Consider the following 22,027-nt stretch of genomic DNA (forward strand, 5'->3'; position numbering starts at 1 on the left):
ACGGAATCGGTGCCGTCGGTTGGCGGGCAATTTGTGGAAGGCCGTAAGCCCGTCAGTGCTTCAGCATCGCGGCCAGCACCGACCTCCAGTCCTCGCCCGGACGCTCCGCCAGTTCGCCGGCGAGTGCGGCGGCGGGGCGGTAGCGGCGGCGGTGGTGCAGGAGAAAGTCAGGGCTCGGGGCCGGGTGCTGATCGTCCGCCGGGCCCGCGTGCGTGGCGTGGATTTCGCTGGAGCTGCCGAGCAGGCGGATCAGCTCGGCGGCGAAGTCCCGCCAGTCGACATGGCCGCCGACCGTGTTCACGACGCCGCCGGACGGCCGTTCCACACAGCTGACCAGCGCGCGGGCCAGCGCGGCACCATGCACCCAGGGCGCGCCGTACCAGCCGCGGTCCCGCGCGGGCAGCTCGATCGGCTCGCCGCCGCGCGCCGCCTGGAAGAATTGTCCGGTCGCGCCCCAGCGCAGTTGGTCGCGCAGCCGGGCGTGCGGTCCCCACACGATGGGCACCCGTGCGACGGTGGCCCCGCCCCGCCCGCCCGTCCCGGCGGCTTCCAGCAGCATCCGCTCGCAGTCGAGCTTGGCCCGCCCGTACGCGGTGAACGGACCCGCCGGCGGGGTCTCCGCGGTCACGTCGGTGACCGGCGGCTGCCCGTACGCGTCCACGCTGCTGACGAAGACGAAGGCGCCCCGCCGCCAGCCGTCCAGCACCGCCCGCATCGCCGCGAGGTCCACCTCCGGGGAGGTGAAGGTGCAGGCGGCGTGGATCACCGCGTCCGCCCCGGCCGCGGCCGCCCGCAGGCTGTCCGGATCGCTCAGGTCCCCTTCGGCCACCTCGATTCCGTCGGCCGCCAGGAGGTGCGCCGATTCGGGCCGCGCCAGGGCCCGTACGGGGATGCCGCGCGCCGCCAGCTCCCGCAGCACGAACGAGCCCACGCCGCCGGTGGCGCCGGTGACCAGGACCGTTCCGGTGCGGGCCGCGGTGGTGCGGGAGGCGCCGTGTGCCGGAGTCGCCGGCCGGGCCGCGGTCCGTACGGCGGCCAGCGCTGCCGCGCGCTCCTGGTCCCGCCCGTCGAGCAGGGCGGCGATCGCGCGCGGGCTGCGGTGCTCCATCACGTCGAGGCCGGTCAGCGGCAGGCCCAGCCGTTCGCGCAACCGGTCGGCCAACTGCACCGCCATCAGCGAATGCCCGCCGAGCAGGAAGAAGTCCGCGTCCGGAGCGGGCCGCCGCCCCAGCAGCTCGGAGAACGCCTCCAGTACGGCCTGTTCGCGTGGCCCACCGGCGATCACGGGTGCGGCCGACGCCGGTGCGCCCGGCAGCCGAGCATGGTCCACGGTGCCGTCAGCCGTACGCGGCAGCGCGTCCAGGACCGTCACCGCGGCCGGGACCAGCTCCGGCGCCAGCCGCGAACGCAACGCGGCCCGCAGGCCCATCGGTTCGAGCGTGCCCACGCCGCTGGGCACGACGTACGCGAGCGGCCGCCCACCGTCGGTCTCCAGCAGGACGGCCTCCGCCACCTCCGGCCGGTCCCTGAGGAACAGCTCGGCCGGGTGGGCCGCCCGGACACCGGCCTCGGGCAGCGGATGGCCGGGGTTCGCGGCGACCGCCGCCAGCAGGTCCGCGAAGCCGCGCAGCAGTTGCCGGGCCGTCGGCTCGTCGAGCCGCGCCCGGTCGTACTGCACCAGGCAGCGCGGCGGCCCGCCGTCGCTCCGGTCCTCCTCCACGTAGAAACCGAGACCGAACTTGGCCGTCCCCAGATCGATCTCGACCGGTTCGCTCACCAACCCGGGCAGATCCAGGGCGATCGGTGCCCGCACCACGTCCGCCGTGACATCCACCAGCGGCTGGCCGTCCGCCCCGCGGGCCGCCGCCCCCAGCCGCTCGACGATCAGGTCGAATGGCACGTCGCGGTGCTGCTGCGCCTCCAGCAGCGCGTCCCGCACCCGGTCCAGCAGCTCGCCGAACACCCCGGCGTCCTGCGCGTCCACCCGCACGGGCAGGGTGTTGACGCACAGGCCGACCAGGTCGCGCACGTCCGCGCGGTCGCGGTGGCTGCTGGCGCACCCGAGCACCAGGTCGGTGGAGCCCGTCGCCGCCAGCACGGTGGCGTACGCGGCGGCCAGGACGACGGTGAACAGGGTGCTCCGGTGCTCGCGGCCCGTCGCCCGCAGCCCTTCGAGGACGGCGGGCGGCAGCGGCTCGGCGAGCAGCGCCGCCTCCCCGCGCCGGGCCGCGGCGCCGGAACCGGCCGCCGGGGCGGGCAGCGGCACCGGCCGGGCACCCGCGAGGCGCCTGAGCCAGTACTCCAGCCCGCTTTCCAGCACGTCCATGGCCGCGTGCTCCCGGCGGGCGAAGTCCGCGTACTGGGGCGCCGGGCCCGGCAGCGTTCCGGACAGTGCCTCATCGCCGCCGACGGCAGCCCCGTACAGCGTGCTCAGCTCGCGCGCCACGACCGCCAACGACCCGCCATCGATCGCGATGTGATGCAGCGTCAGCAGTACGGTGTGGTCCTCCGCGGCATGCCGTACGACGAGGGCGCGCAGCACCGGGCCGCCCGTCAGATCGAAGGGGCGCGCCGCGGCCTCCCGCAGCAGCTCCGCCGCGTCACCCTCCGCCGGAACCACCTCGACCGGTACCGGCGCCGCGTCCGTCGCCTCCTGATACGGCTCGCCGTCGCACTGCCCGTACCGCGTGCGCAGCACCTCGTGCCGCCGGACGAGAGCGGTCAGCGCCCGGCCCAGGGCCTGCGGGTCGAACGGCCCGCGCACCCGGGTGGCGAACGGCACGTGGTACGCGGCGCCGCTGCCGCCGAGCCGGTCCATCAGCCACATCCGGCGCTGCGCGGAGGAGAGCGGAGCGGGTCCGGCCGGGCCCGCGGCGGCCTCGTGCGCCGCGCCGTCGCGCTTCGCGGCCTGCCGCTGCCGGGCGATCCGCAGCAGCGCCGCCTCGCGTGCGGTGTCCGAAGCGGTGGTCATCGGGGGTCCTCCACAACGGACGGGGACGGGGCGTCGTCGGGCGTGCCGGGGCCCTCGTGCAGGCGCAGCAGGGCCTGTTCGACGTGGGCCGCCTGCGCGGCGACCGTGGGAGCGGCGAAGAAGTCGGCGAGCGACATCTCCACGCCCAGGTCCTCGCGCAGGTCCTCCACAACACACAGCGCCAGCAGCGAGTGCCCGCCGAGCGCGATGAAGTCGGCGGCGGGATCATCGACGGGGAAGCCGAGGGCCTGGCTCCACAGGTCGGCGACCACCTGCTGGAGGGGGGAGAGGGAGGCGGCAGGAGCAGGAGGGCTGTCGGTGCCATCCCCGTCCACCGGCCGTTCGGCCAGCGCCCGCCGGTCCACCTTCCCCACACCCGTCATCGGCAGCGCGTCCACGAAGCCCCACACGTTGGGTACGAGGTGCGCGGGCAGCCGCTCCTCCAGATGCGCGCGGAGCGCGGCGGCCCCGGGCGCCGCGCCGTCCTCCGGCACGACGAAGGCCACCAGCCGCGCGTCGTCCGGCGCCGGCCGCTGCACGACCACGGCCGCGTCGGCGACCCCGGCGTGCTCGCGCAGCGCGTGCTCGATCTCGCCCGGCTCGATACGGAAGCCACGGACCTTGATCTGGTCGTCGGTCCGGCCGTGGAAGTCCAGCGTGCCGTCGGGCCGCGCCGAGACCACATCGCCGGTGCGGTAGAGCCGCCCGGCCGCCGGGTGGTCGACGAAGCGTTCCGCCGTACGGTCCGGCTGCCCGACGTAACCGAGCGCCAGCCGCGGCCCGCCGAGCCACAACTCGCCGCGTACGCCCGGCGCCACCGGCTCGCCGTGCTCGTCCATGACGTACGCGGTCGTCCCGGCGACCGGCCGTCCGATGGGCGGCGGGCCGTCGCAGTCGGCGTCGGTGACGCGGTGCGCGGTGGCGAAGGTGGTCGCCTCGGTCGGTCCGTAGCCGTTGACCAGCTCCAGCCACGGATGCGCCCGCAGTACGGAGCGCGCGTGCTGCGCGGACAGCGCCTCGCCGCCCGCCAGTACGCCCCGCAGCACCCCGAAGAGCGGCGAGCGCCGGGCCGCCAGGTGGTGGAAGAGCGCGGTGGTCAGCACGGTGACGGTCGCGCCCAGGCGCTCCGCGTCCCGCGCCAGGCCGGTCGGCGAGAGCCGGTCGGCGGTGGAGACCGCCACCGCCGCGCCGTTCGCCAGCGCGCCCCACACCTCGAAGGCCGAAGCGTCGAAGGTGACGGGGGAGTGGAACAGCACCCGGTCGCGCGGCGTGATCGTCACGTACTCGGGCCGGTGGGCCAGGCCCGCGATGCCCCGGTGGGTGACGGCCACGCCCTTGGGCCGCCCGGTCGAGCCGGAGGTGAACATCACGTACGCGACGGCGTCCGGGTCGTACTCCGCGAACGGCGTGGCGTCCCCGGCCTGCTCCGATCCGGCGGGCGGCAGCAGCGCCCGGTCCCCGGGGATGCCCGCCGCCTCCGTCAGGTCCTTGCTCCCGACGGTCAGGACCGCACCGGCCGTTTCCAGCATGGTGGCGATGCGTGGCGGGGGATAGTCGGGGTCGAGCGGTACGTAGTGCCCGCCCGCGCACCAGACGGCGAGCTGGGTGACCACGGTGGGCACCGAGTGCGGCAGCAGGACGCCGACGGCATCGCCGGGACGTATGCCCCGCTCGCGCAGCACCTGCGCGAAGTCGCGGGCCGCCGCCTCAAGCCCGGCGTACGTCAGTGTGGTCTCGCCATCGGTCACGGCGAGGGCGTCGGGGGTGGTGCGGGCGTAGTGCGAGATGAGGCCGGGCAGACCGGCATCGATGCTGGTCATCTCACACCCCCGCCAGATCGGCGGCGCCGCGCCGGGTGTCCACCAGGGCCGCCAGCGCCCGCAGATCGGGCTGCCGCAGCACCTCGGGCGCCCGCAGGCGTACGCCGCAGTGCTCCTCGATGCCGGTGAGCAGCCGGGCGGTGGACAGCGAATTGCCGCCCGCCGCCGCGAAGTTGTCGGCCGTGCCGAGCGCCGGAGCGCCGAGCAGGTCGCGGCACAGGCGCAGTACCAGTTCCTCGGTGGGCGTCTGCGGTGCCGTACCGTCCGGGGCCTCGGCGCTCTCCGCCGCCTCGGCCGCCAGGAGGGCGGCCCGGTCGACCTTCCCGTTCGCGTCCAGCGGGAAGCGGTCGAGGAACCGTACGACGGCCGGGACCGCCTGCTCGGGCAGCCAGCCGCGCGCCTCGCCTATCAGCTCGTCCGCGGTCGGCACCGGCTCACCGGGCACGGACAGGACGAACGCGACGAGCTGGTTGACGCCGCCCGCGGCGGTCCGGACCGCGACCGCGGCCCGCCGTACGCCCGGGTGGTGCTCGAACGCGGCCTCAACCTCGGCGAGTTCGATACGGACGCCGCTCACCTTGACCTGGTCGTCCAGCCGCCCGAGGAAGTCCAGCACCCCGTCCGGGCGCATCCGTACCCGGTCGCCGGTGCGGTAGACGCGCTCGGTCCCGGCCACGCCGTCCGGCGCGGGCACGAAGCGGGCCGCCGTCAGATCGGCGTCCAGGTAGCCCAGCGACAGCACGCCGCCGCCGATGCGCAGCTCACCGCTCTCGCCGCGCGGCACCACGCGGCCCGCCTCGTCGGTGACGCAGACCACGGCACCGTCGATGGGCGTACCGATCGGCGGGGGAGCGGTGTCGGAGTCGTCCGCCTCGACGTGGTGCACCGTGGTGACGACGGTGGCCTCGGCGGGGCCGTACGCGTTGTGTACCCGGGCCGTGACCTGCGGCGCGGGCCTGCGGCGCAGCCGGTCGCCGCCCACCATCAGGTGCCGCAGCGCCGGGAGTTCGGGCCAGGGGCGTTCGAGGACGGCCTCGGCGAGCGGTGTGGGCAGCACGGCGACGGACACCTTCGCGCGCTGCCACCAGCCGGTGAGCGCGTCCGGGTCCCAGCGCACCTCCTCCGGCGGCACGCACAGCGCACCGCCCGAGGTCAGCGCTCCCCACAGCTCCTTGACATGCGGGTCGAAGGAGACGCCGATCAGCAGGCTGTGCCGGTCCCCGGGGCCGGCGCCGGTGTACGCCTGGTACCAGTCCAGCAGCGCGCCGAGCGACGCGCCGCCCACCGCGACGGCCTTGGGCGTGCCGGTCGAACCGGAGGTCAGGACGGCGTAGAAGGTGCCCGGCGGCGCGGCCTGCCCGGCGCCGTCGGCGGGCGCGGTGCGGAACGCCGCCACCACGCTGCCGGCCGCGTTGGCCCCCTCGGCGGGCAGCGGCAGCGGCAGCGCGAGCGTGTCACCCGTACGGTACGCCGCGGGCAGCAGCGCCGGATCGCCGAGCAGGCAGGGCACGCCCAGCCGTTCGGTCACCGCGGCCAGCCGTCGCTCACCGGGCCGCGGCCCCAGCGGCAGGTAGACGGCGCCCAGCCGGACAAGCCCGACCGCCACCGCGACCAGCGCGGCGGAGCGGTCCAGGCACACGCCGACCAGGTCACCGGGGGAGACCCGGCCGCGCAGCGAGTCGGCCACGACGCTCGCCAGCGCGTCGATCTCGGCGTAGCTCCACGACAGAGCGCCGTCCTCGACGGCGGGCGCCTCGGGGGTGCTGCGCACCCAGTGCTCGTACCGGGCCAGGATGTCCGAGCGGTCCGGCCCCTGTGCCGTGGTGTCCGGCGCCGTGCCGTACGCGATGCTGGGCCGCACGTCCTGCGGGCTGCTGCCGGGACGTTCGTGCGCTGAAGTACTCATGATTCCTCTGCGGTTCGCAAGTTCACGCATTCGTAAGGGGGCGGGGCCCAGGGCGGCGGTGCGGCTCCCGGGCCCCGGAGGGCGGCCGGCTCAGCCGAGACCCATGGACCGGGCGACGATCACCTTCTGGATCTCCGAGGTGCCCTCGATGATCGTCATCGACCGGACATAGCGGTACAGGAACTCCAGCGGGTGCCCGCGCACCCAGCCCGTGGCGCCGTGCACCTGAAGGGCCCGGTCCACCACCCGCACCGCCGTCTCCGACGAGGTCAGCTTGGCCAGCGCCGCGTTCTCCGGCGCCTCCGTGCCGCCGTCCACCAGCCGCGCGCAGGCCAGTGTCAGCAGCTTGGCCGCCTCGATCTCCGCGCGGCTGGTCACCAGGTGCTCCTGCACATGCTGGTACGCGCCGATGCGCTCGCCGAAGGCCCGCCGCTCACGGGCATACGCGATGCCCTGCTCCAGCGCGTACTCGGCGATGCCGTCGCACATCGCGGCCACCACCAGCCGCCCCCGGGACAGGCTGTCCATGCCGTTGCCGAGCGCCGAACCGACGGCGTCCGGACCGCCGATCACCGCGTCGCCCGGCACCCGCGCGTCCTCCAGCAGGAGTTCGTACAGCGGCTCGCCGGACATGCCGTCGTAGCGCTGCCCGATCCGCAGCCCAGGGTTGCCCGCCTCCACCACGAAGGCGGTCGGCTCGCCCTCGGCCGACGCGACGACCAGCGTGAAGTCCGCGCGGTCGGCGTTGCTCACAAAGGTCTTGCGGCCCTTGAGGACCCACTCACCGGTCGCCGTGTCCCGCACGGCGGTGGTGGTCAGCTGGAACGCGTCCGATCCGGCGTGCGGTTCGGTCAGCGCCAGACAGCGCACCGCCTCGCCGCGCACCAGCGGCTTCAGATAGCGCTCGATCTGCTCCTCGGTACCGTGGCGCAGCAGCGGGCTCGGGCCGTCCGAACCGGCGAGGGCGTACGGCGCGAGGGGGCAGCCGCTGCGGCCCGCCGCGTGGTGCAGCAGCACCACGGCCGTGAACGGCATGCCGGAACCGCCCAGCTCCTCGGGATAGTCGCCCGCGTAGAAGCCGAGGGCCGCCGAGCGACGGCGTACGTAGTCGCGCAGCTCGGCCGGGGGCAGGTCGGCGTCCTCCGGCAGGTCCGCCGCCAGCGGTACCAGCTCCTTGCGGATGAACGTCTCGAAGGACGCCACCAGTTCCCGGTGGTCGGCCTCCAGGACCGACGAGGGGTGGGTGCTCACGCCGCGACCTCCGCCACCGCGCGGGCCTGGTCGGCCAGCACCGGGTTCTGGAAGAACAGCCGCAGCGGCGGCCGGCTGCCGAGCCGGGGCTCCAGCCAGGCGGCGAGCTGCGCGGCCAGCAGGGAGTGCCCGCCGATCTGGAAGAAGTGCGACGCCGGGGTGAAGTCGTCGTGGCCCAGCACCTCGCGCCAGCCCTCGGCGACCAGCGCCACCTGCGGGTCCACCGGCTCGGCCGCGGACGCGGCGTGTCCGTCGGTCTCCTCGGTGGGCAGCTCGGCCACCCGGCGGGCCAGGGCGCCGCGGTCGGGCTTGCCGCCCGGCAGCGTCGGCATGGCGTCCAGCCGTATCCAGCGTGCCGGTACGAGCGCGGTGGGCAGCCGCCGGGACAGGGCCTGGTGCAGTGCCTGGTCATCGGGGGCGTCGCCGTCGCGGGACTCCAGGAAGCCCAGCAGGCGAGGGCCGGCCGGACCGTCGGCGTCGAGCACGACGGCACAGGACCGCCCACCCAGCTCGGCCGAGGCCGCGGCCTCCACCTCCTCCAGCTCGATGCGGTGGCCGCGCAGCTTGACCTGGTTGTCGCGGCGGCCCAGGAAGCACAGCCGCCCGGCCCGGTCGCGGTAGCCGAGGTCGCCCGTGCGGTACACCCGCTCGCCGCCCAGCGCGTCCGGCGTCACGAAACGCTCGGCGGTGACCTGCGGATTGCCCAGGTAACCGTCGGCCAGTCCGGCGCCCGCCACGGCCAGTTCGCCGACCGCGCCCGCGGGCAGCGGCCGCAGCCCGGCGTCGAGTACGTGCATCCGGGTGCCCGGCAGCTCCGTGCCGAGGGGCACCTCCGCACCGTCCCGCAGGTCGTCGCGCGTCACCTCGTGGACGGTGCTGGTGATCGCCGCCTCGGTCACACCGTACGCGTTGAGCACCCTCACCGACGGGGTACCGACGGCCGCGTCCACCGCGTCGAACAGCTCACGCAGCGCGCCGACCGGCAGCCGCTCGCCGCCCAGCACCAGCAGCCGCGGCGCCCACCGGCCGTCCCGCAGCGCCTCGCCCAGCTCCGTCCGTACGGCCAGGAAGTAGCTGGTCGGCAGGTTGGCGACGGTGACGCGGCGGGCCGCCAGCACCGCGGTCAGCTCGTCCGAGGTGGGCACCTCGCGCTGCGGCAGCACCAGGCAGGCACCGGCCAGCAGCGACGGCAGCACCTCTTCCAGTGCCACGTCGAAGGACGGCTGGGCGAACAGCAGCACCCGGTCCGCGTCCGTCAGGCCGTACCGCTCCGCCGTCGCGCGGGCGTGCTGCGCCAGCGCCGCGCGGCTGACCACGACCGGCTTGGGCAGCCCGGTGGAGCCGGAGGTGTGGATCACGTACGCGGCGTCCTTGAAGGCGTCCGGGCCGGTGTGCCGGCCGGCGGGCGCCGCCCCGGGGAACGCGGGGCCGTCCAGCAGCCCCACCGGCAGGCCCTCGGCCGGGAGGGACAGCGCGCTCTCGCGGGTGGCCAGCACCAGCGCCGGGTCCAGCCGCTCCAGCAGTGTCTTCAGGCGCGCGGCCGGGTCGTTGGGGGAGAGCGGGCAGTAGACGGCGCCGGTGCGCAGGCAGGCGAGCAGTGCGACGACGGAGTCGGTGCCGCGCGGGAGCACGGCGGCGACGGGGCGGCCCTGCGTGACCCCGGCAGCGCGCAGGCGGCGTGCCAGGTCGTCCACGAGGGTGTCGAGCTGACCGTAGGACAGGCTCTTCGTGCCGCCCACGAGGGCCGGGTGAGCGGGGTCCTGACGGGCCGTGGGGTCGAGCACCTCGTCGGTGGGCGGGGCCGCACTGATTTCCGCGTCACCGGCCTCCTGCCGGGCGGCGCCCAGCGAAGCGAGCGGCGCGTCCGGCGTCTCCAGGTACGCGCGCAGCACACCGAGGAAGCGTTCCGCCAGCAGCCGGACCACGTCCTCGTCGAACAGGTCCCGGTCGTAGTCCCACACCAGCGTCATCCCGGCGGCGCCCACCCGCGGACCGACCACGCGGCGGTCGTCCGGCATCAGCACCAGGTCCAGGTCGAAGCGCGTGGTACCGGTGTTGAACCCCTCGTACAGCGCCACCTCCAGCTCCGGCACCTCGATCTCCGGCAGCGCCGCGTCGTGCGCGCTGAACATCACGCTGAACAGCGGGTTGTCCGCGCCGGTGGTGTGCCGGCCGAGCGCCCGGGTCAGCTCCTGCACCGGCACCTCCTGGTGAGGCAGCGCCCGGATCAGGGTGTCGGTGACCTCGTCCACGGCCTCCACCGCGTCGGCCGCCGGATTCAGCCGCAGGCGCAGCGGGATGGTGTTGACGAACATGCCCACGGTGCCCTCGAAGCCCTTGGGCCGGTTGCCCACCGCGGTGCCGACAACGATGTCGGTACGTCCGCTGTGCCGCCGCAGCAACTCCGCGAACAGGCTCAGCAGCGTGGAGAACGGCGTGTGCCCCTGCGTACGGCTGCACTCCCGCAGCCGCTCGGCCAGGTCGGCGCCGATGGCCTGCCGGAACTGGCCGCCCGCGTGCCGCCGTTGGGCACCCGGCCGGGCCAGGCCCGGCAGCGGCAGGTCGAAGGCCGCGTCGGCCAGCTCCGCCGTCCAGTGCGCCAGGCTCGCCTGCCGGTCCGCGCCCGCGGCGGCCCGCGCGTGCTCCTCGTACGAACGGGCCGGGGACAGCTCCAGCGGCTCGCCGAGCACCCGGGCGCGGTACGCGGAGAACACGTCGCGCAGCAGGATCGCGAACGAGTGCCCGTCGTGGATCAGATGGTGCTCGACGTGCACGACGCGGTGGTGCCCCTCGCCCAGCCGGGCCAGGCACCAGCGCAGCAGCGGCGCCTCGGTGGTGTCGAGCGGGGTCTCGGCCTCGGCCCGCAGCAGCTCCTGGAACGCCGCCTCCGGATCGGGCTCCTGCGACAGGTCCACCGTGCGCACCCGTGGCGCACATCGTTCGCGCACCCGTTGCTTGGGCACTTCGCCCGGCTGCTCGACGAGTTCCAGACGCAGACCGGCGTGCAGGTCAAGCGCGGCGCCCAGCGCATGGCGCAGCGCCGCCTCGTCGAGCCGGCCCCAGAGGTCGATCGAGGCCGTGAAGTTGTAGGCACGGCTGCCCGGCAGCATCTGCTCGTGCAGCCAGACGACGTCCTGTGACGGTGACAATCCGAACATGGTCCATCCTTCGGGTGGTGGATGAGAGGTGAGCTCGGTCCGGTGCCCGCCGTCGATCGGACGCGGGAACCGGGGGAGTAGCGGTGTTGCGGGAATCCGGTGCCGGGCCCGGGGTCGGGCCGGCGGCCGGAGCGGTGGGGGTCAGCCCACGGGTGCGTGACCGGCCGGTTCCCCGGCCAGCTCGGCGGTCATGCGGGCGAAGGCGTCGTGCGCGCGGCCGGCCGGGACGGCGTCCCGGTCCCAGGCCATCCGTACGAGCAGATCCGTGCCGTACGAGACGGAGACCGCGAACGGCGCCTGGAGCGGCCGCCCGTCGATGTGGACCTCCCGGCCCGCGACGCCGCCCAGCCGCAGCGGCGGCCGGCGGTGCAGGTCCTCGAAGGTCAGCAGGCCGTCCAGCCGTCCCGTCCAGGGCACGGCGGCCGACCGGGCCGCGCGGACCACCTCGTCGAACGGGGTGTCGGCGTGGTCGAGGTCGTCCCACCAGGTGGTGGTCAGGTCGTCGAGGCCGCGGGCGGTGACCGGATGGACGACGGTGTTCAGGAAGCAGCCGAGGACATCGGGCGCCGCTGCGGGCCGGCCGCCCCAGGGGTAGCCGAGCAGGGGCGTACGGCCCGGCGCGTCCGCCTCCGTCAGAGCGCGCGCGGCGCTGCCGCACGCCCCGAGCAGGACGGGGAAGGCCGTGGCCCGCCCGTCGTCGGCACGGATGGGCAGGCGCGTCTGGAGGGCGCCGGTGGGGCGGGGCTGCTGCGTCCTGGTGCTGGTAACGGGGGTCGGCGCACCGCCCGTCGGCGCCGATGCCGGGGCGATCCGCCGCGCCCAGTAGGCGAGCGATTCCGGCCGCGAAGCGCGCTTCTCGGCGTCCAGTTGCAGGTGGACGGCCTCGCGGTAGCCGGCGGCCTCCTCGGCGGCGCGGTGCGGCGGTACGTCGTCGGGGCCGAGCCGCCGCTCGTACGCGTCGGCGAGATCCGCGGAGATCCGGCCGAGCGACTGCTCGTCGCACACGGCGTGATCCAGGGCGAGAGCGAGGATCTCGACGGCTCCGGCAGCGCTGGACAGGGGGGCGCCGCCGCCCTGCGGGTCGAGTGAGCTGTGCGCGTCGGCGAGGAACAGCCGGAAGGGCGGGCCCTCGGCGGACCACTCCAGCAGCGTGCGGCGCAGGGCGGCCGTCGCGCTTTCGCCGGACCGCGGTACGACCCGCTCCACCTGGGCCACAGGGGCGCCGAACCGCTGTACGGGCGCGCCGCGCAGCACATCGGGCCGCATACGGAGCGCCGGGTGCACGGCGGCCAGATGACCGGCGGCGGCACGCAGCCGCTCCACGTCGACCGTGCCGCGCGGGAACGCGAAGAACAGCGGGACGATGTCGGGCCGCCCGCCGGGCGCCAGCCGCCGGGCGAGCAGGAACCGCCGCTGCGCACCGGTGACGGGCAGCAGCCCGGCCGGGTCGCCCGCACCGGCGGCGGCCTTCTCGTAACGGGCGAGGTACTGCTCCGTGATGCTGGCGCCGGTACGGATGCCGGCGGTCGTGCTGGGGTCCACGATGACCTCCCTTGCGGCGCCGCGGACGGGGCGCCGCCGATGAAGACGTTCGAGCAGAGCTGCGTACGGTGATCACCTGCGGGCGCGCGCTCACGGACCGCGGCCACGGTGGGGCGTGCGCGCGCCACGGACCGCGATCACAGGCGCTACCGGTGATCGGAGATGTTTTTCGCGGGGCCGGGGCCGAGCGGAAGCTCAGCTCTCCGGCCCGTCAACCGGGATCAGACGGCGGCTCCGGGCGCATCAGCTGCCTCGGGAACCGGTCCGGAAGCCGTTTCGTCCGCCGCCGCGGGCCCTGTCCCGGCAGGGAGGTCCCTCAGTTTCCGCAGCGGAGACAGCAGCAGGGGTACGGGTACGAGCAGGAACCCGGCCGCGCACACCCACACGGCGGCCCGCGAACCGGCCGCCTCCGCGACGGCGCCGCCGGCCAGTGCGCCGAGCGGCATGGTCCCCCAGACCATGAACCGCAACGTGGCGTTCATCCGACCCAGCAGGGCGTCGGGGCACAGCAGTTGGCGGAAGCTCACCTGGGCGACGTTGTAGACGACGGCACCGAAGAAGACGGCACCGGAGCCCAGCGCGAACCACCCGGCGGCCGCGCCCTGGCCGGACAGCGGCCACAGCAGGGCGAACGGCCCGGTGACCACGGGAGCGAGCCAGATGATGCGGGCCTGCCCCAGCCGCCGCGCCACCGGCCCGGCGCACAGCGCCCCGGCCAGTCCGCCGACGGCGGACGCGGACAGCATCAGGCCGAGCACGCCGGGCGGCAGTCCCAGCTCCCGCGTCAGAAACACGGTCTGTACGGCGACGAGCATCGCCGAGAAGAAGTTCGCCACCCCGGTCGTCAGCGCGATCACGCGCAGGACGGGATGCCGCAGCACAAAGGCCAGCCCCTCCTTGACCTGGGCGCCCAACGAGCCGCCCGCGGCCGCCTCCGGCTCCGGTTCCCGGACGCGGATGCCGCGCAGGAACAGGGCCGAGGCGAGATATCCGGCCGCGTTGGCCAGTACGGCGACCGGCGGGCCGAGCAGCTGGACGATGCCGCCGCCGAGCCCGGGCCCGGCCACCTGCGCCGCCGAACGCGCCGTCTCCAGCGCCCCGTTGCCCGCCACGAGCTGCGGGCCGGGCAGTACCCGCGGCAGGTAGCTCTGGTGGGCGACGTCGAAGAACACGGTGGCGACGCCGGTGACGAAGGCCACCACGTACAGCTGCGCCATCGTCAGGACGTGGCACAGCGCCGCAAGCGGCACGCTGCCCATCGCCACCGCGCGCACCACGTCCGTACGGATCAGCAGCGGCAGCCGCCGGACCCGGTCCACCCAGGCGCCCGCCGGCAGGCCGATGAGCAGGAACGCGGCGGTCTCGGCCGCGGTGAGCAGGCCCACTTCGAAGGCCGAGGCGCGCAGCCCGACGACGGCCACCAGGGGCAGCGCCACCAGGGCGACCTGGGTACCTGCCTGGCTGGCCGCGGCCCCGGCGAGCAGCAGCCGGAAGTCGCGATGGCGGAGGAGCCCGTCGCCGGCGCCGCGGCCGGAGGCTCGTGAGGTGGTCACATGGCTGACATTTGGTGATGAAGAGGGGGCGGGTCAAAACGAGCGGAGGTTTTCCGGACAGCTTCCTCCGCATTCCGGACGCTGCTCGCAAGTTTTGTCGTAAACCGTCCGTTCTCTCCGGTCCACCCACTCATGGGGTGACCTGCTACGCCCTCACCAAATGTTCACCGCGCGACCATATTTTCGGCCGTCGAGTGAATGTCTGATTAGCGTGGCCGGGTGTGTTCGGGACCCGTAAGGACCGCTGACGTGCGCCGCGAAATGTGTTACAGGCCGTGAACCCGGGGTTGCGCGGAGTTCCCCGGGGCGGTTCCCGGGTCCCGGTGGTCCGGCTCCAGCGCCCGGGGCCACGGCGCCGAGCCCCGGAGGCGGCGTCGCCGAAGACCCGTACCGGAGTGGACCGGCAACCCCGCCCGGCACCGGTCCAGATAGTCCGTGATCTCCTCGTCGTCCCACCCGCCCGCCTCCCGCAGCCCCGACCACAAGTGCGCCAGGTAGGCGTCGGTCGGCTGGGTGCGCGGAACCTCGTCCACGCGCCACGGCGCGGTGAAGGTGAGCAGCGGCAGCCCCTCCAGGGTGCCCGGGTGCACCAGCGTCTCGTAGCGGCCGGGACCGAGCCGCGCCCGGCCCCGGTCCAGCGCCTCGGACAGGTCCAGGTCGCCCGCCGGGGCCCGGTTCATCTCCTGCGCCGCGATGTCGGAGAACTGGCCGCGCGTCACCAGATGGGCGCGGCCCCACACCTCGCCGGGCCCGTCCGGGTCGTAGAACGCGACGCCGCCCGTCCAGTTCAGCGACTCCAGCGCGAAGTACATGACGCCCGGCAGAACGACCGGCACCGAGCGGGCCGGCGGCCGGGGATCGCGGCAGCCCGGACAGGTCCGCATGCCGCCCGGCGGACGCCCGCCCGTCAAGTAGTGCCGCAGCCGTGCGGCATGCATGTTGGAACCGTAGGACACGTACCAGACCTGCACCGTCTCATCCCCTCAGCTCACCCGCGGGCCCGGGACAAGCCGCGCAACCTTCCCGACCCGCATCAACCGACCAAGACACGTGACCCGGGCGATCCGTGCGTCATGCCGCACCTCAGGGCAAAAGCCGAGTCGTACGCCATGGTGCGCCCGCCGCTACCGCAGATCGCTGAACGAATCCTGCGGTTTGGTAAAGAAAAGGCTGTGAGCCCTGTTCAGAGTGGGGTGACAGGCGACAGGATCCCCCGTGCAGCTCTGTGATCACCGCCGCCCTCGCGCGGCGCTTTATGCAGGGGGACCCCCACGTGAGAAGAACAGCAGCGCTCGGCGCTGCCGGCACCCTGGTGACCGGCACGCTCATAGCCGGAGCCATCGCCGCCACGCCCGCCAGCGCGGGCCAGCAGCACCACCGCGGGTCGGCCGAGGACCGCGGCGTGCAGGTCGCCGCCGACCGCGCGGCCAAGAAGGGCATCGACTGGCAGACCTGCCCCGCCGACTGGGGGCTGAAGGCTCCCATCCAGTGCGGTTACGTCACCGTCCCGATCGACTACGCCAAGCCCAACGGTCCCACGATCAAGATCGCCGTGGACCGCGTCGGCAACACCGGCAGCAAGAAGGAGCGACAGGGCTCCCTCGTCTACAACCCCGGCGGCCCCGGCGGCTCGGGCATGAAGTTCCCGACCCGCGTCACCGGCAAGAACCCGCTGTACGCCAACCTGGCCAAGGCGTACGACTTCGTCGGGTTCGACCCGCGCGGCGTCGGCCACTCCGCCCCGATCTCCTGCGCCGACCCGCAGGAGTACGCCAAGGCGCCCAAGGCCGACCCGGTGCCCGACAGCGAGGCCGACAAGCGCGCCCAGCGCAAGCTGGCCAAGGAGTACGCGCTCGGCTGCAAGGAGCGCAGCGGCGCCCTGCTGAAGCACATGACGACGCCGAACACGGCCCGTGACCTGGACGTGATCCGCGCCGCCCTGGGCGACAAGAAGCTCAACTACCTCGGCGTCTCCTACGGCACCTACCTCGGTGCCGTGTACGCCACGCTCTTCCCGGACCACGTCCGCCGGATGCTGGTCGACTCCGTCGTCAACCCCTCGCGCGAGAACATCTGGTACCAGGCCAACCTGGACCAGGACGTCGCCTTCGAGACGCGCTGGGGCGACTGGAAGAAGTGGGTCGCCAAGAACGACGCCGCCTACCACATCGGCGACACCGAGGCCAAGGTCCAGGCGAAGTGGGAGCAGCTGCGCGCCACCGCCAAGAAGAACCCGATCGGTGGCGTCGTCGGCCCGGCCGAGCTGATCAACTTCTTCCAGAAGGCGCCCTACTACGACTCCTCGTGGGCCCCGACCGCCCAGGCGTGGAGCGCGTACCTGAAGGGTGACGAGAAGCCGCTGATCCAGGGCGCCGGCCCGGACATGAGCGACATCGCGGGCAACATCGCCTCCGAGAACAGCAACGCGGTCTACACGGCCGTCGAGTGCAACGACGCCAAGTGGCCCACCAGCTGGCGCAAGTGGGACCGGGACAACACCCGCGTCCACCAGAAGGCCCCGTTCATGACCTGGGCCAACGCCTGGATGAACCTGCCCTGCGCCACCTGGCCGGAGAAGCAGCTGACCCCCGTCGACGTCAAGACCGGCAAGGGCCTGCCCAGCGTGCTGATCGTGCAGAGCACCCGCGACGCGGCCACCCCGTTCGAGGGCGCCGTCGAGCTGCACAAGCGCCTCAAGGGCTCGCGCATGATCATCGAGCAGGGCGCCGGTTCGCACGGTGTCACCAGCCTGGTCAACCCCTGCATCAACAACCGGGTCGACACCTACTTCCTCACCGGCAAGACCGACCCCAAGGACGTGACGTGCACCCCGCACGCCACCCCGCAGCCGAGCAAGGCGTAACCGAAAGCCGCGCCACGGCCTAGCCGTCCCGTGGCCCAGCCGGTCCTACGGCTCGGCCACGTACCGGCATCCCGGGCCCCGCGAGCCCGCCCAGCCTCAGCTGGTGACGGACTCGCGGGGCCCGGTGCCGTGTGCTGGCGCCCCACGAGCCTCAGGCGCATCGCCCGTTACCTCGGCAGCGCCGCCGCCCAGCGTTCCAGTACGCCGAAATCGTCGGCCGTCAGACCGCGTCGGGGATCGACCCGGTGCAGGAGGGCGGGACCGCCATGGTGCTCCGCGACCCACGCGCGGTCCACGTCGGTGATCTCGTCGTCGACCCAGGCGAACGCGCGGCCCTTCGCCCACGCGACGATCTCCGGCGTCTTCCAGAACACGCCGCTGCCGGGTTCGGGCCGTGGCGAGGGCCACCGTATGAACGGCAGGGCGGGCAGCCCCAGGACCGGCGCGACGAAGTCGTTGGCTTCTTCCTCCCACGTCGTCGCCCAGACCAGCTCGAACGGAAGCGCGGCCAGCGCCGCCCCATGGCCCGGGTTGAGCCACACCCGCAACGGCTTCGCCGGCTTGTTCGGCAGCCCCTCCGCGGTGAGCCGTCGCCGCTCGGCCGCCTCCCAACGAGGCGTCAGCAGCCGGTGCGTCCCATACCCCTCGGGCCGCCGGTACGGCTTCGCCGCGTACGGATTCAGCGGCCCATCCACGTCCACCAACAACACCGGTAACACCAGAGCATCCCCTCCCGGCCCCAAGGCGATCATGCTACCGAGCGCTGAGGTGCGCTCGCCCGGAGCGCAGACCGCAAGCAAGTGCGTTGCCCGTCGTGGCCGTCATTCCCCGCCCGATGGGTCGGTTCCGAAGCGGCGAACCAGGCAGAAGCCCGCCGACGCCCAATGCTGTAATCGGATCGTGAAGTCGCTGCTCGTACTCTCCGTCCTGCTCCTGGTGTTCGCCGTGCCGACTGCCGGCGTTTGGCTGCTGGGACGGCGGGCGAAGGTCCCCGCCCGGATGCTGATCGTGTTCGTGCCGGCCGGTTGGCTGGCGGTACTCGTCGGCGGAATCCTCTCGCAGCGAGCACACGGGACTCTGTTCCCGGAAACATCCCCGTGCCACCGCACCGGAACTCCGGTCACGCAATACTTCCCGCCCGACTCGTTCTGCCGGCACGATGACGGGGAATTGCGGACGGTGAACGGGCCGACCGGCAAGTTCGTGTTCTGGACCGCCGCTGGCACGGCCGTTGCCGTGTCGGGAGGTGCCGTCGTACGACGTCGTCGACGGGCCTGAATCCTTGGCCTCGTAGGTCGCACTCCTGTCCATCAGGGCAACAGGTCGCGGCCCTGCGCAGCCGGTCGCGACGTGGTTCGTGGGTCCTATGGCCGGGTGGTCGACAATCACGCCTGCATGGTGGTGACGAAGGGAGGTCGGGCCTGTCCTCGACGGGCCCCGGAACGGTGACTGCCTACCTCGCCGAACGCGGACTCGACGTGTCAGGAGTGGATCTCTCTCCCCGCATGGTCGAGAACGCGCGCCGTCTCCATCCGCACTGCCGCTTCAGCGTCGCCTCTGTTACCGACCTCGGCCCTTGGTGAAGCATCACTCGCCGACGTGCTCGGGTGGGGCGACCTGAACAACTCGTGGACCTGATTCAGCGGGCTGGCCTGTCTCCGGTCGCCGAACTCCGCCTTCTTGCAGAGGAATACAGCGGGCCCGGACTGGTCGTGATGGTCAGGCGCCCCGGCTGACGGCCAGGCGCCGGGAGAGGTGCAGGCATCCTCCGAGGGCTTTCCTCCCAAGGGCCTTCCTGGCCAGCGCCTGACCCGCCGCCGGGCGCGCCGTCTGCCCAAGGCGCTGCGGCACGAGCTGGCGGCCGGCCTTCTCCGCGCGGGTTGCTCGATCGGGGCCGGTGCATCGTCCGGGACGACACGTGCGGCTGAGATTGATCTTGGCGGGCGGTAGGCTGCCCGCCATGTCGGGAATCGAACGCGTCGCCTGGCCGCCCGCCCCGATCAAGACGGAGCGGCTCGTGCTCCGTGAGTCCGAGGCCCGGGACCGTGTGGCGTTCATCGAGCTGTTCACCTCGCCGGAGGTGAACACCTACCTGGGCGGCCCCCGACCGCGTGATGAGTGCGAGCGCACGTTGCCCGCGATACCCGGCCGCCGCGTCGGCCTTTTCGTGATCGAGCTGGACGGCGCGATGATCGGCACCGTCGAGCTCAACCGGCGCGACGCGGAGCGCCGGAGCAAGGTCCGCCCGGATGCCGGGGAAGCCGAACTCGGCTACCTGCTCCTGCCACAGGCATGGGGATACGGGTACGCCGCCGAGGCGTGCGCGGCGGTGCTCGGCTGGTTCGCCGACGTGCTTCCCGGCGAGCCGGTGGTGCTCTGCACCCAGACCGCCAACGACCGCTCGATGCGCCTCGCGGCGAAGCTGGGCTTCACCGAGGTGCAGCGGTACGAGGCGTGGGGCGCCGAACAGTGGATGGGCATATGGTCCCCGGTCGCGTCATCCGGCTGAACTCGCTTCCCACGGCGCGGATCCAGGAGGACACGATCGGTCGCCGGAGGCCCCAGAGCACCGCTTGACCGCTGCCCGCCACGTCAACCGGCCATGATCGACCTCAGCGGAACTCTGCGGTGCGCGACTACTCGTAACCGCAGCCCCGCAGACGGAGCCGCAGCGGAGTCTCGCCACCCGCGGCCGCGCGGGACCACGGCGCTTCGGGGAACAGGCGGGGCTTCACCGGGACGGGCGGATTCCGTCGATGGCGATGTCGAGCAGTCGGTTCGCCTGGGCGTCGTCATCGTGCTGCTCGGTGACGAGTGAGATGGCGTTGACGAGCGCGAGGAGGTCTTCGGCGCGTACGTCGGGTCGTACCGTGCCTGCCTGCTGTGCGCGGTGCAGGAGTTCTGCGGCCGCGGCCGTGATGGCCGCCCGGCAACTCTCGTTGTGGTGCAGGAGGTCGGCGTCCCGGCCGTCGTGCAGCAGGGAGGCGGCCAGTCCGCGGCTGGCCGCGGCGTAGGTGTTGAGGTCGCGGAGCCAGGCGAGGAGCGCGTCGCCGGGGCTGCTGTGCGCGGCGTGTTCCCGCGCTCTGGAGCAGAGCGCCTCGACGCGGTCGTGGAAGACGACTTCGAGCAGCGAGCGCCGGGACGGGAAGTGCCGGTGCAGGGTCGCCGATCCCACCCCGGCCCGGCGCGCGATCTCCTCCAGTGAGGCCCCGACGCCGTCCGCGGCGAACATCTCCTGCGCCGCGGCAACGATGCGCTCGTAGTTGCGCCGGGCGTCCACGCGCAGGGGGCGTTGCCGGGCGGACTCGGTCACGGTGACCTCCGGGGGTTGCGAAATGGGGTGGCCCTCCGGTTACTGTAGCCCAGTCAGGTGGAGGTGCCCTCCGCTTTTGGTGAGCGACGGGAGACAACATGCGCGCCGTGCAGTACGACCGTTTCGGTCCGCCCGAGGTGCTCCGTGTGAACGAGGTGCCCGTCCCGCAGCCGGGCCCGGGAGAGGTGCTCGTCGCAGTCCACGCCGCCGGCGTGGAAGCGGGGGAGGTCACCTTTCGTGCGGGACGGATGCGCCATATCAGCCGGGCACGCTTTCCCCGCGGCGTCGGCAGCGACTTCACCGGCCGCGTCTCGGCGACCGGACCGGGCGTTCACGCCTGGCGAGCCGGAGACGCGGTGTGGGGGCTGATGCCCCACTTCACCTTCGGCGCCATCGCCGACTACGTCCGCGTCCCCCAGGAGAGGCTGGCCCGCGCGCCGAAGAACCTGAGCCTCCTCGAAGCCGCGGCTCTTCCCGTCTCGGGGACCACCGCACTGACCGCGCTGACGGACAAGGCCCGGCTCGCCCGCGGTGAGCGGCTCCTGGTCCGCGGTGCGACCGGAGGCGTCGGCAGCGTCACCGTACAGCTGGGCAAGGCCCTTGGGGCCCACGTCACCGCCCTGGCCTCGGCCCACAACCTCGACTGGATCACCGCACTCGGAGCCGACGCGGCGCTCGATTACCGCACCACCCGGCCCAAGGATCTCGGCCGCTTCGACGTCATCGTCGACCTCGTGGGCACCGACCTGGGCGCCTACCAGGCCCGACTGGCCCGGCAGGGACGCATGGTGGCCCTCGCTTTCGATGCGGAGCGCATGCTCACCTCCGTGCTCGGGGTCGGGCTGCGGGCGGCCGTCGCCCCTCGACGGTTCAAACTCTTCAGCAACAACCCCTCGCCGGACCGGATCGCCGAGCTGACCCACTTCGCCGAGACCGACCGCGTACGGCCGGTGATCGACGCGGTCTTCCCCATGGCCGACATCGCGGAGGCCCACCGACGGCTCGAAGCCGGCGGCGTCCGGGGGAAGTACGTGATCGACATGGAACGCGAACGCTCCTAGCCACGCGGGCGCCCGAAACCTCTCGCTGCCGACACGAACACCATTGAGGGGCCTTGACATACGCGCGGCCGGAATAGGAGGGCGGTCGGCGCCGACTCGCTCACCGGTGGCACAGGAAGCACCCGTCCCAGAGCGGAAGCGCGCTGAGAATCCGGTGCCGTGAGCATGAGACGATCGCGCGCTCGTCCGGCCCGGGGAAGCCTGTGGCGAGGTCGGGGCCGTAGGCCGGCGCGAAGGGCTCGACCATGGCCTCGAACTGGCGCAAGTGGCCATGGACGGAGGAAGGGGTGTACCCCAGTTCGTTCCAGCGGTGACGGCTAAGCGCGAGGGTCCTGGCGCGCAGCACGAAGTCCTTCGACCGGGCTCGCTCCCGCGCGGTCGCGCTCCACGCGATGCCGTGCAGATCGAACCCGACCGCCCCTCGTCCCATCACCTGCTGGTCCTGCAACGTCAACAGAGCCGCGAAGCGGAAGTCCCACAGGTCCTCGGCGAGGCCGGTCACCGCCGGCGTCAGCACGTCGATGAACGCTTCGGTGCCGCCGTTGGTCAAGTACAGACTCTGCTTCCCGCCACTGAAAACGTTCCCCAC

The 22,027-nt window shown here is 73.4% G+C and carries 16 protein-coding genes; 5 read left to right on the top strand and 11 right to left on the bottom strand.

Going from position 1 to position 22,027, the window contains the following annotated elements; genetic code table 11:
• Nucleotides 1-52: 52 nt before the first annotated feature.
• The 8 genes from CP984_RS37295 to CP984_RS37330 form a co-directional block, all read right to left on the bottom strand.
• Entirely contained in the window at nt 53-2,971 is a 2,919-nt protein-coding gene (locus CP984_RS37295; RefSeq protein ID WP_030177686.1) for a condensation domain-containing protein, read from the bottom strand.
• The gene (locus CP984_RS37300) at nt 2,968-4,791 is read right to left on the bottom strand and encodes a non-ribosomal peptide synthetase (protein WP_003985952.1); all 1,824 of its coding nucleotides are present in this window, start codon (nt 4,789-4,791) and stop codon (nt 2,968-2,970) included. Before CP984_RS37300 ends, CP984_RS37295 begins: the two co-directional genes overlap by 4 nt.
• 1 nt (nt 4,792) lies before the next feature.
• Nucleotides 4,793-6,697: a non-ribosomal peptide synthetase gene (locus tag CP984_RS37305; RefSeq protein WP_030177684.1), complete on the bottom strand. Its 1,905-nt coding sequence runs from the start codon at nt 6,695-6,697 to the stop codon at nt 4,793-4,795.
• Nucleotides 6,698-6,787: 90 nt separating this feature from the next.
• Nucleotides 6,788-7,948, bottom strand: a complete 1,161-nt coding sequence (locus CP984_RS37310) for an acyl-CoA dehydrogenase family protein (protein WP_003985950.1) — start codon at nt 7,946-7,948, stop codon at nt 6,788-6,790.
• A complete protein-coding gene (locus tag CP984_RS37315; protein ID WP_003985948.1) occupies nt 7,945-11,106 on the bottom strand; it encodes a non-ribosomal peptide synthetase in 3,162 nt (1,053 codons plus the stop codon). Before CP984_RS37315 ends, CP984_RS37310 begins: the two co-directional genes overlap by 4 nt.
• Before the next feature lie 141 nt (nt 11,107-11,247).
• Nucleotides 11,248-12,648, bottom strand: a complete 1,401-nt coding sequence (locus tag CP984_RS37320) for a condensation domain-containing protein (RefSeq protein ID WP_003985947.1) — start codon at nt 12,646-12,648, stop codon at nt 11,248-11,250.
• 221 nt (nt 12,649-12,869) lie between these two features.
• Entirely contained in the window at nt 12,870-14,201 is a 1,332-nt protein-coding gene (locus CP984_RS37325; RefSeq protein WP_003985946.1) for an MFS transporter, read from the bottom strand.
• Between the two features lie 266 nt (nt 14,202-14,467).
• Nucleotides 14,468-15,139, bottom strand: coding sequence for a histone deacetylase (locus tag CP984_RS37330; RefSeq protein WP_129820916.1), 672 nt, complete (start codon nt 15,137-15,139; stop codon nt 14,468-14,470).
• Nucleotides 15,140-15,474: 335 nt separating this feature from the next.
• Here CP984_RS37330 and CP984_RS37335 point away from each other — a divergent pair, with 335 nt between their 5' ends.
• Nucleotides 15,475-17,064, top strand: coding sequence for an alpha/beta hydrolase (locus tag CP984_RS37335; RefSeq protein WP_030177679.1), 1,590 nt, complete (start codon nt 15,475-15,477; stop codon nt 17,062-17,064).
• Nucleotides 17,065-17,231: 167 nt separating this feature from the next.
• On the opposite strand, the gene CP984_RS37340 is transcribed toward CP984_RS37335, so the two are convergent.
• A complete protein-coding gene (locus CP984_RS37340; RefSeq protein WP_043977267.1) occupies nt 17,232-17,816 on the bottom strand; it encodes a hypothetical protein in 585 nt (194 codons plus the stop codon).
• A 148-nt stretch (nt 17,817-17,964) separates the two neighbouring features.
• Here CP984_RS37340 and CP984_RS37345 point away from each other — a divergent pair, with 148 nt between their 5' ends.
• The 3 genes from CP984_RS37345 to CP984_RS37355 all read left to right on the top strand — a co-directional run bounded on the left by CP984_RS37345 (nt 17,965) and on the right by CP984_RS37355 (nt 19,573).
• Nucleotides 17,965-18,342, top strand: a complete 378-nt coding sequence (locus CP984_RS37345; RefSeq protein WP_003983102.1) for a hypothetical protein — start codon at nt 17,965-17,967, stop codon at nt 18,340-18,342.
• Between the two features lie 209 nt (nt 18,343-18,551).
• A complete protein-coding gene (locus CP984_RS42380) occupies nt 18,552-18,647 on the top strand; it encodes a class I SAM-dependent methyltransferase (RefSeq protein ID WP_231512735.1) in 96 nt (31 codons plus the stop codon).
• Nucleotides 18,648-19,024: 377 nt separating this feature from the next.
• On the top strand, nt 19,025-19,573 hold the full coding sequence (locus tag CP984_RS37355) for a GNAT family N-acetyltransferase (protein ID WP_003983101.1): 549 nt from the start codon (nt 19,025-19,027) through the stop codon (nt 19,571-19,573).
• 222 nt (nt 19,574-19,795) lie between these two features.
• Here the strand turns inward: CP984_RS37355 and CP984_RS37360 are convergent, their stop codons facing one another.
• Nucleotides 19,796-20,377 (bottom strand): TetR/AcrR family transcriptional regulator, encoded by a 582-nt coding sequence (locus tag CP984_RS37360; RefSeq protein WP_003983100.1) that lies wholly within the window; start codon nt 20,375-20,377, stop codon nt 19,796-19,798.
• A 98-nt stretch (nt 20,378-20,475) separates the two neighbouring features.
• Here CP984_RS37360 and CP984_RS37365 point away from each other — a divergent pair, with 98 nt between their 5' ends.
• Nucleotides 20,476-21,438 carry an NAD(P)-dependent alcohol dehydrogenase gene (locus tag CP984_RS37365; protein WP_003983099.1) on the top strand — a complete coding sequence of 321 codons (963 nt, stop codon included), beginning with the start codon at nt 20,476-20,478 and terminating at the stop codon, nt 21,436-21,438.
• A 100-nt stretch (nt 21,439-21,538) separates the two neighbouring features.
• On the opposite strand, the gene CP984_RS37370 is transcribed toward CP984_RS37365, so the two are convergent.
• The gene (locus tag CP984_RS37370; RefSeq protein ID WP_202480332.1) at nt 21,539-21,988 is read right to left on the bottom strand and encodes a hypothetical protein; all 450 of its coding nucleotides are present in this window, start codon (nt 21,986-21,988) and stop codon (nt 21,539-21,541) included.
• Nucleotides 21,989-22,027: the final 39 nt, after the last annotated feature.

Source organism: Streptomyces rimosus (assembly GCF_008704655.1).
In the GTDB taxonomy this organism is placed as follows: Bacteria; Actinomycetota; Actinomycetes; order Streptomycetales; family Streptomycetaceae; genus Streptomyces; species Streptomyces rimosus.

Bases quoted from the DNA above. Each gene is read 5' to 3' on its own strand.
- CP984_RS37305 (WP_030177684.1), bottom strand. From the start codon at position 6,697: ATGAGTACTTCAGCGCACGAACGTCCCGGCAGCAGCCCGCAGGACGTG.
- CP984_RS37295 (WP_030177686.1), bottom strand. From the start codon at position 2,971: ATGACCACCGCTTCGGACACCGCACGCGAGGCGGCGCTGCTGCGGATC.
- CP984_RS37365 (WP_003983099.1), top strand. From the start codon at position 20,476: ATGCGCGCCGTGCAGTACGACCGTTTCGGTCCGCCCGAGGTGCTCCGT.
- CP984_RS37355 (WP_003983101.1), top strand. From the start codon at position 19,025: ATGTCGGGAATCGAACGCGTCGCCTGGCCGCCCGCCCCGATCAAGACG.
- CP984_RS37315 (WP_003985948.1), bottom strand. From the start codon at position 11,106: ATGTTCGGATTGTCACCGTCACAGGACGTCGTCTGGCTGCACGAGCAG.
- CP984_RS37300 (WP_003985952.1), bottom strand. From the start codon at position 4,791: ATGACCAGCATCGATGCCGGTCTGCCCGGCCTCATCTCGCACTACGCC.
- CP984_RS37330 (WP_129820916.1), bottom strand. From the start codon at position 15,139: ATGCATGCCGCACGGCTGCGGCACTACTTGACGGGCGGGCGTCCGCCG.
- CP984_RS37340 (WP_043977267.1), bottom strand. From the start codon at position 17,816: ATGATCGCCTTGGGGCCGGGAGGGGATGCTCTGGTGTTACCGGTGTTG.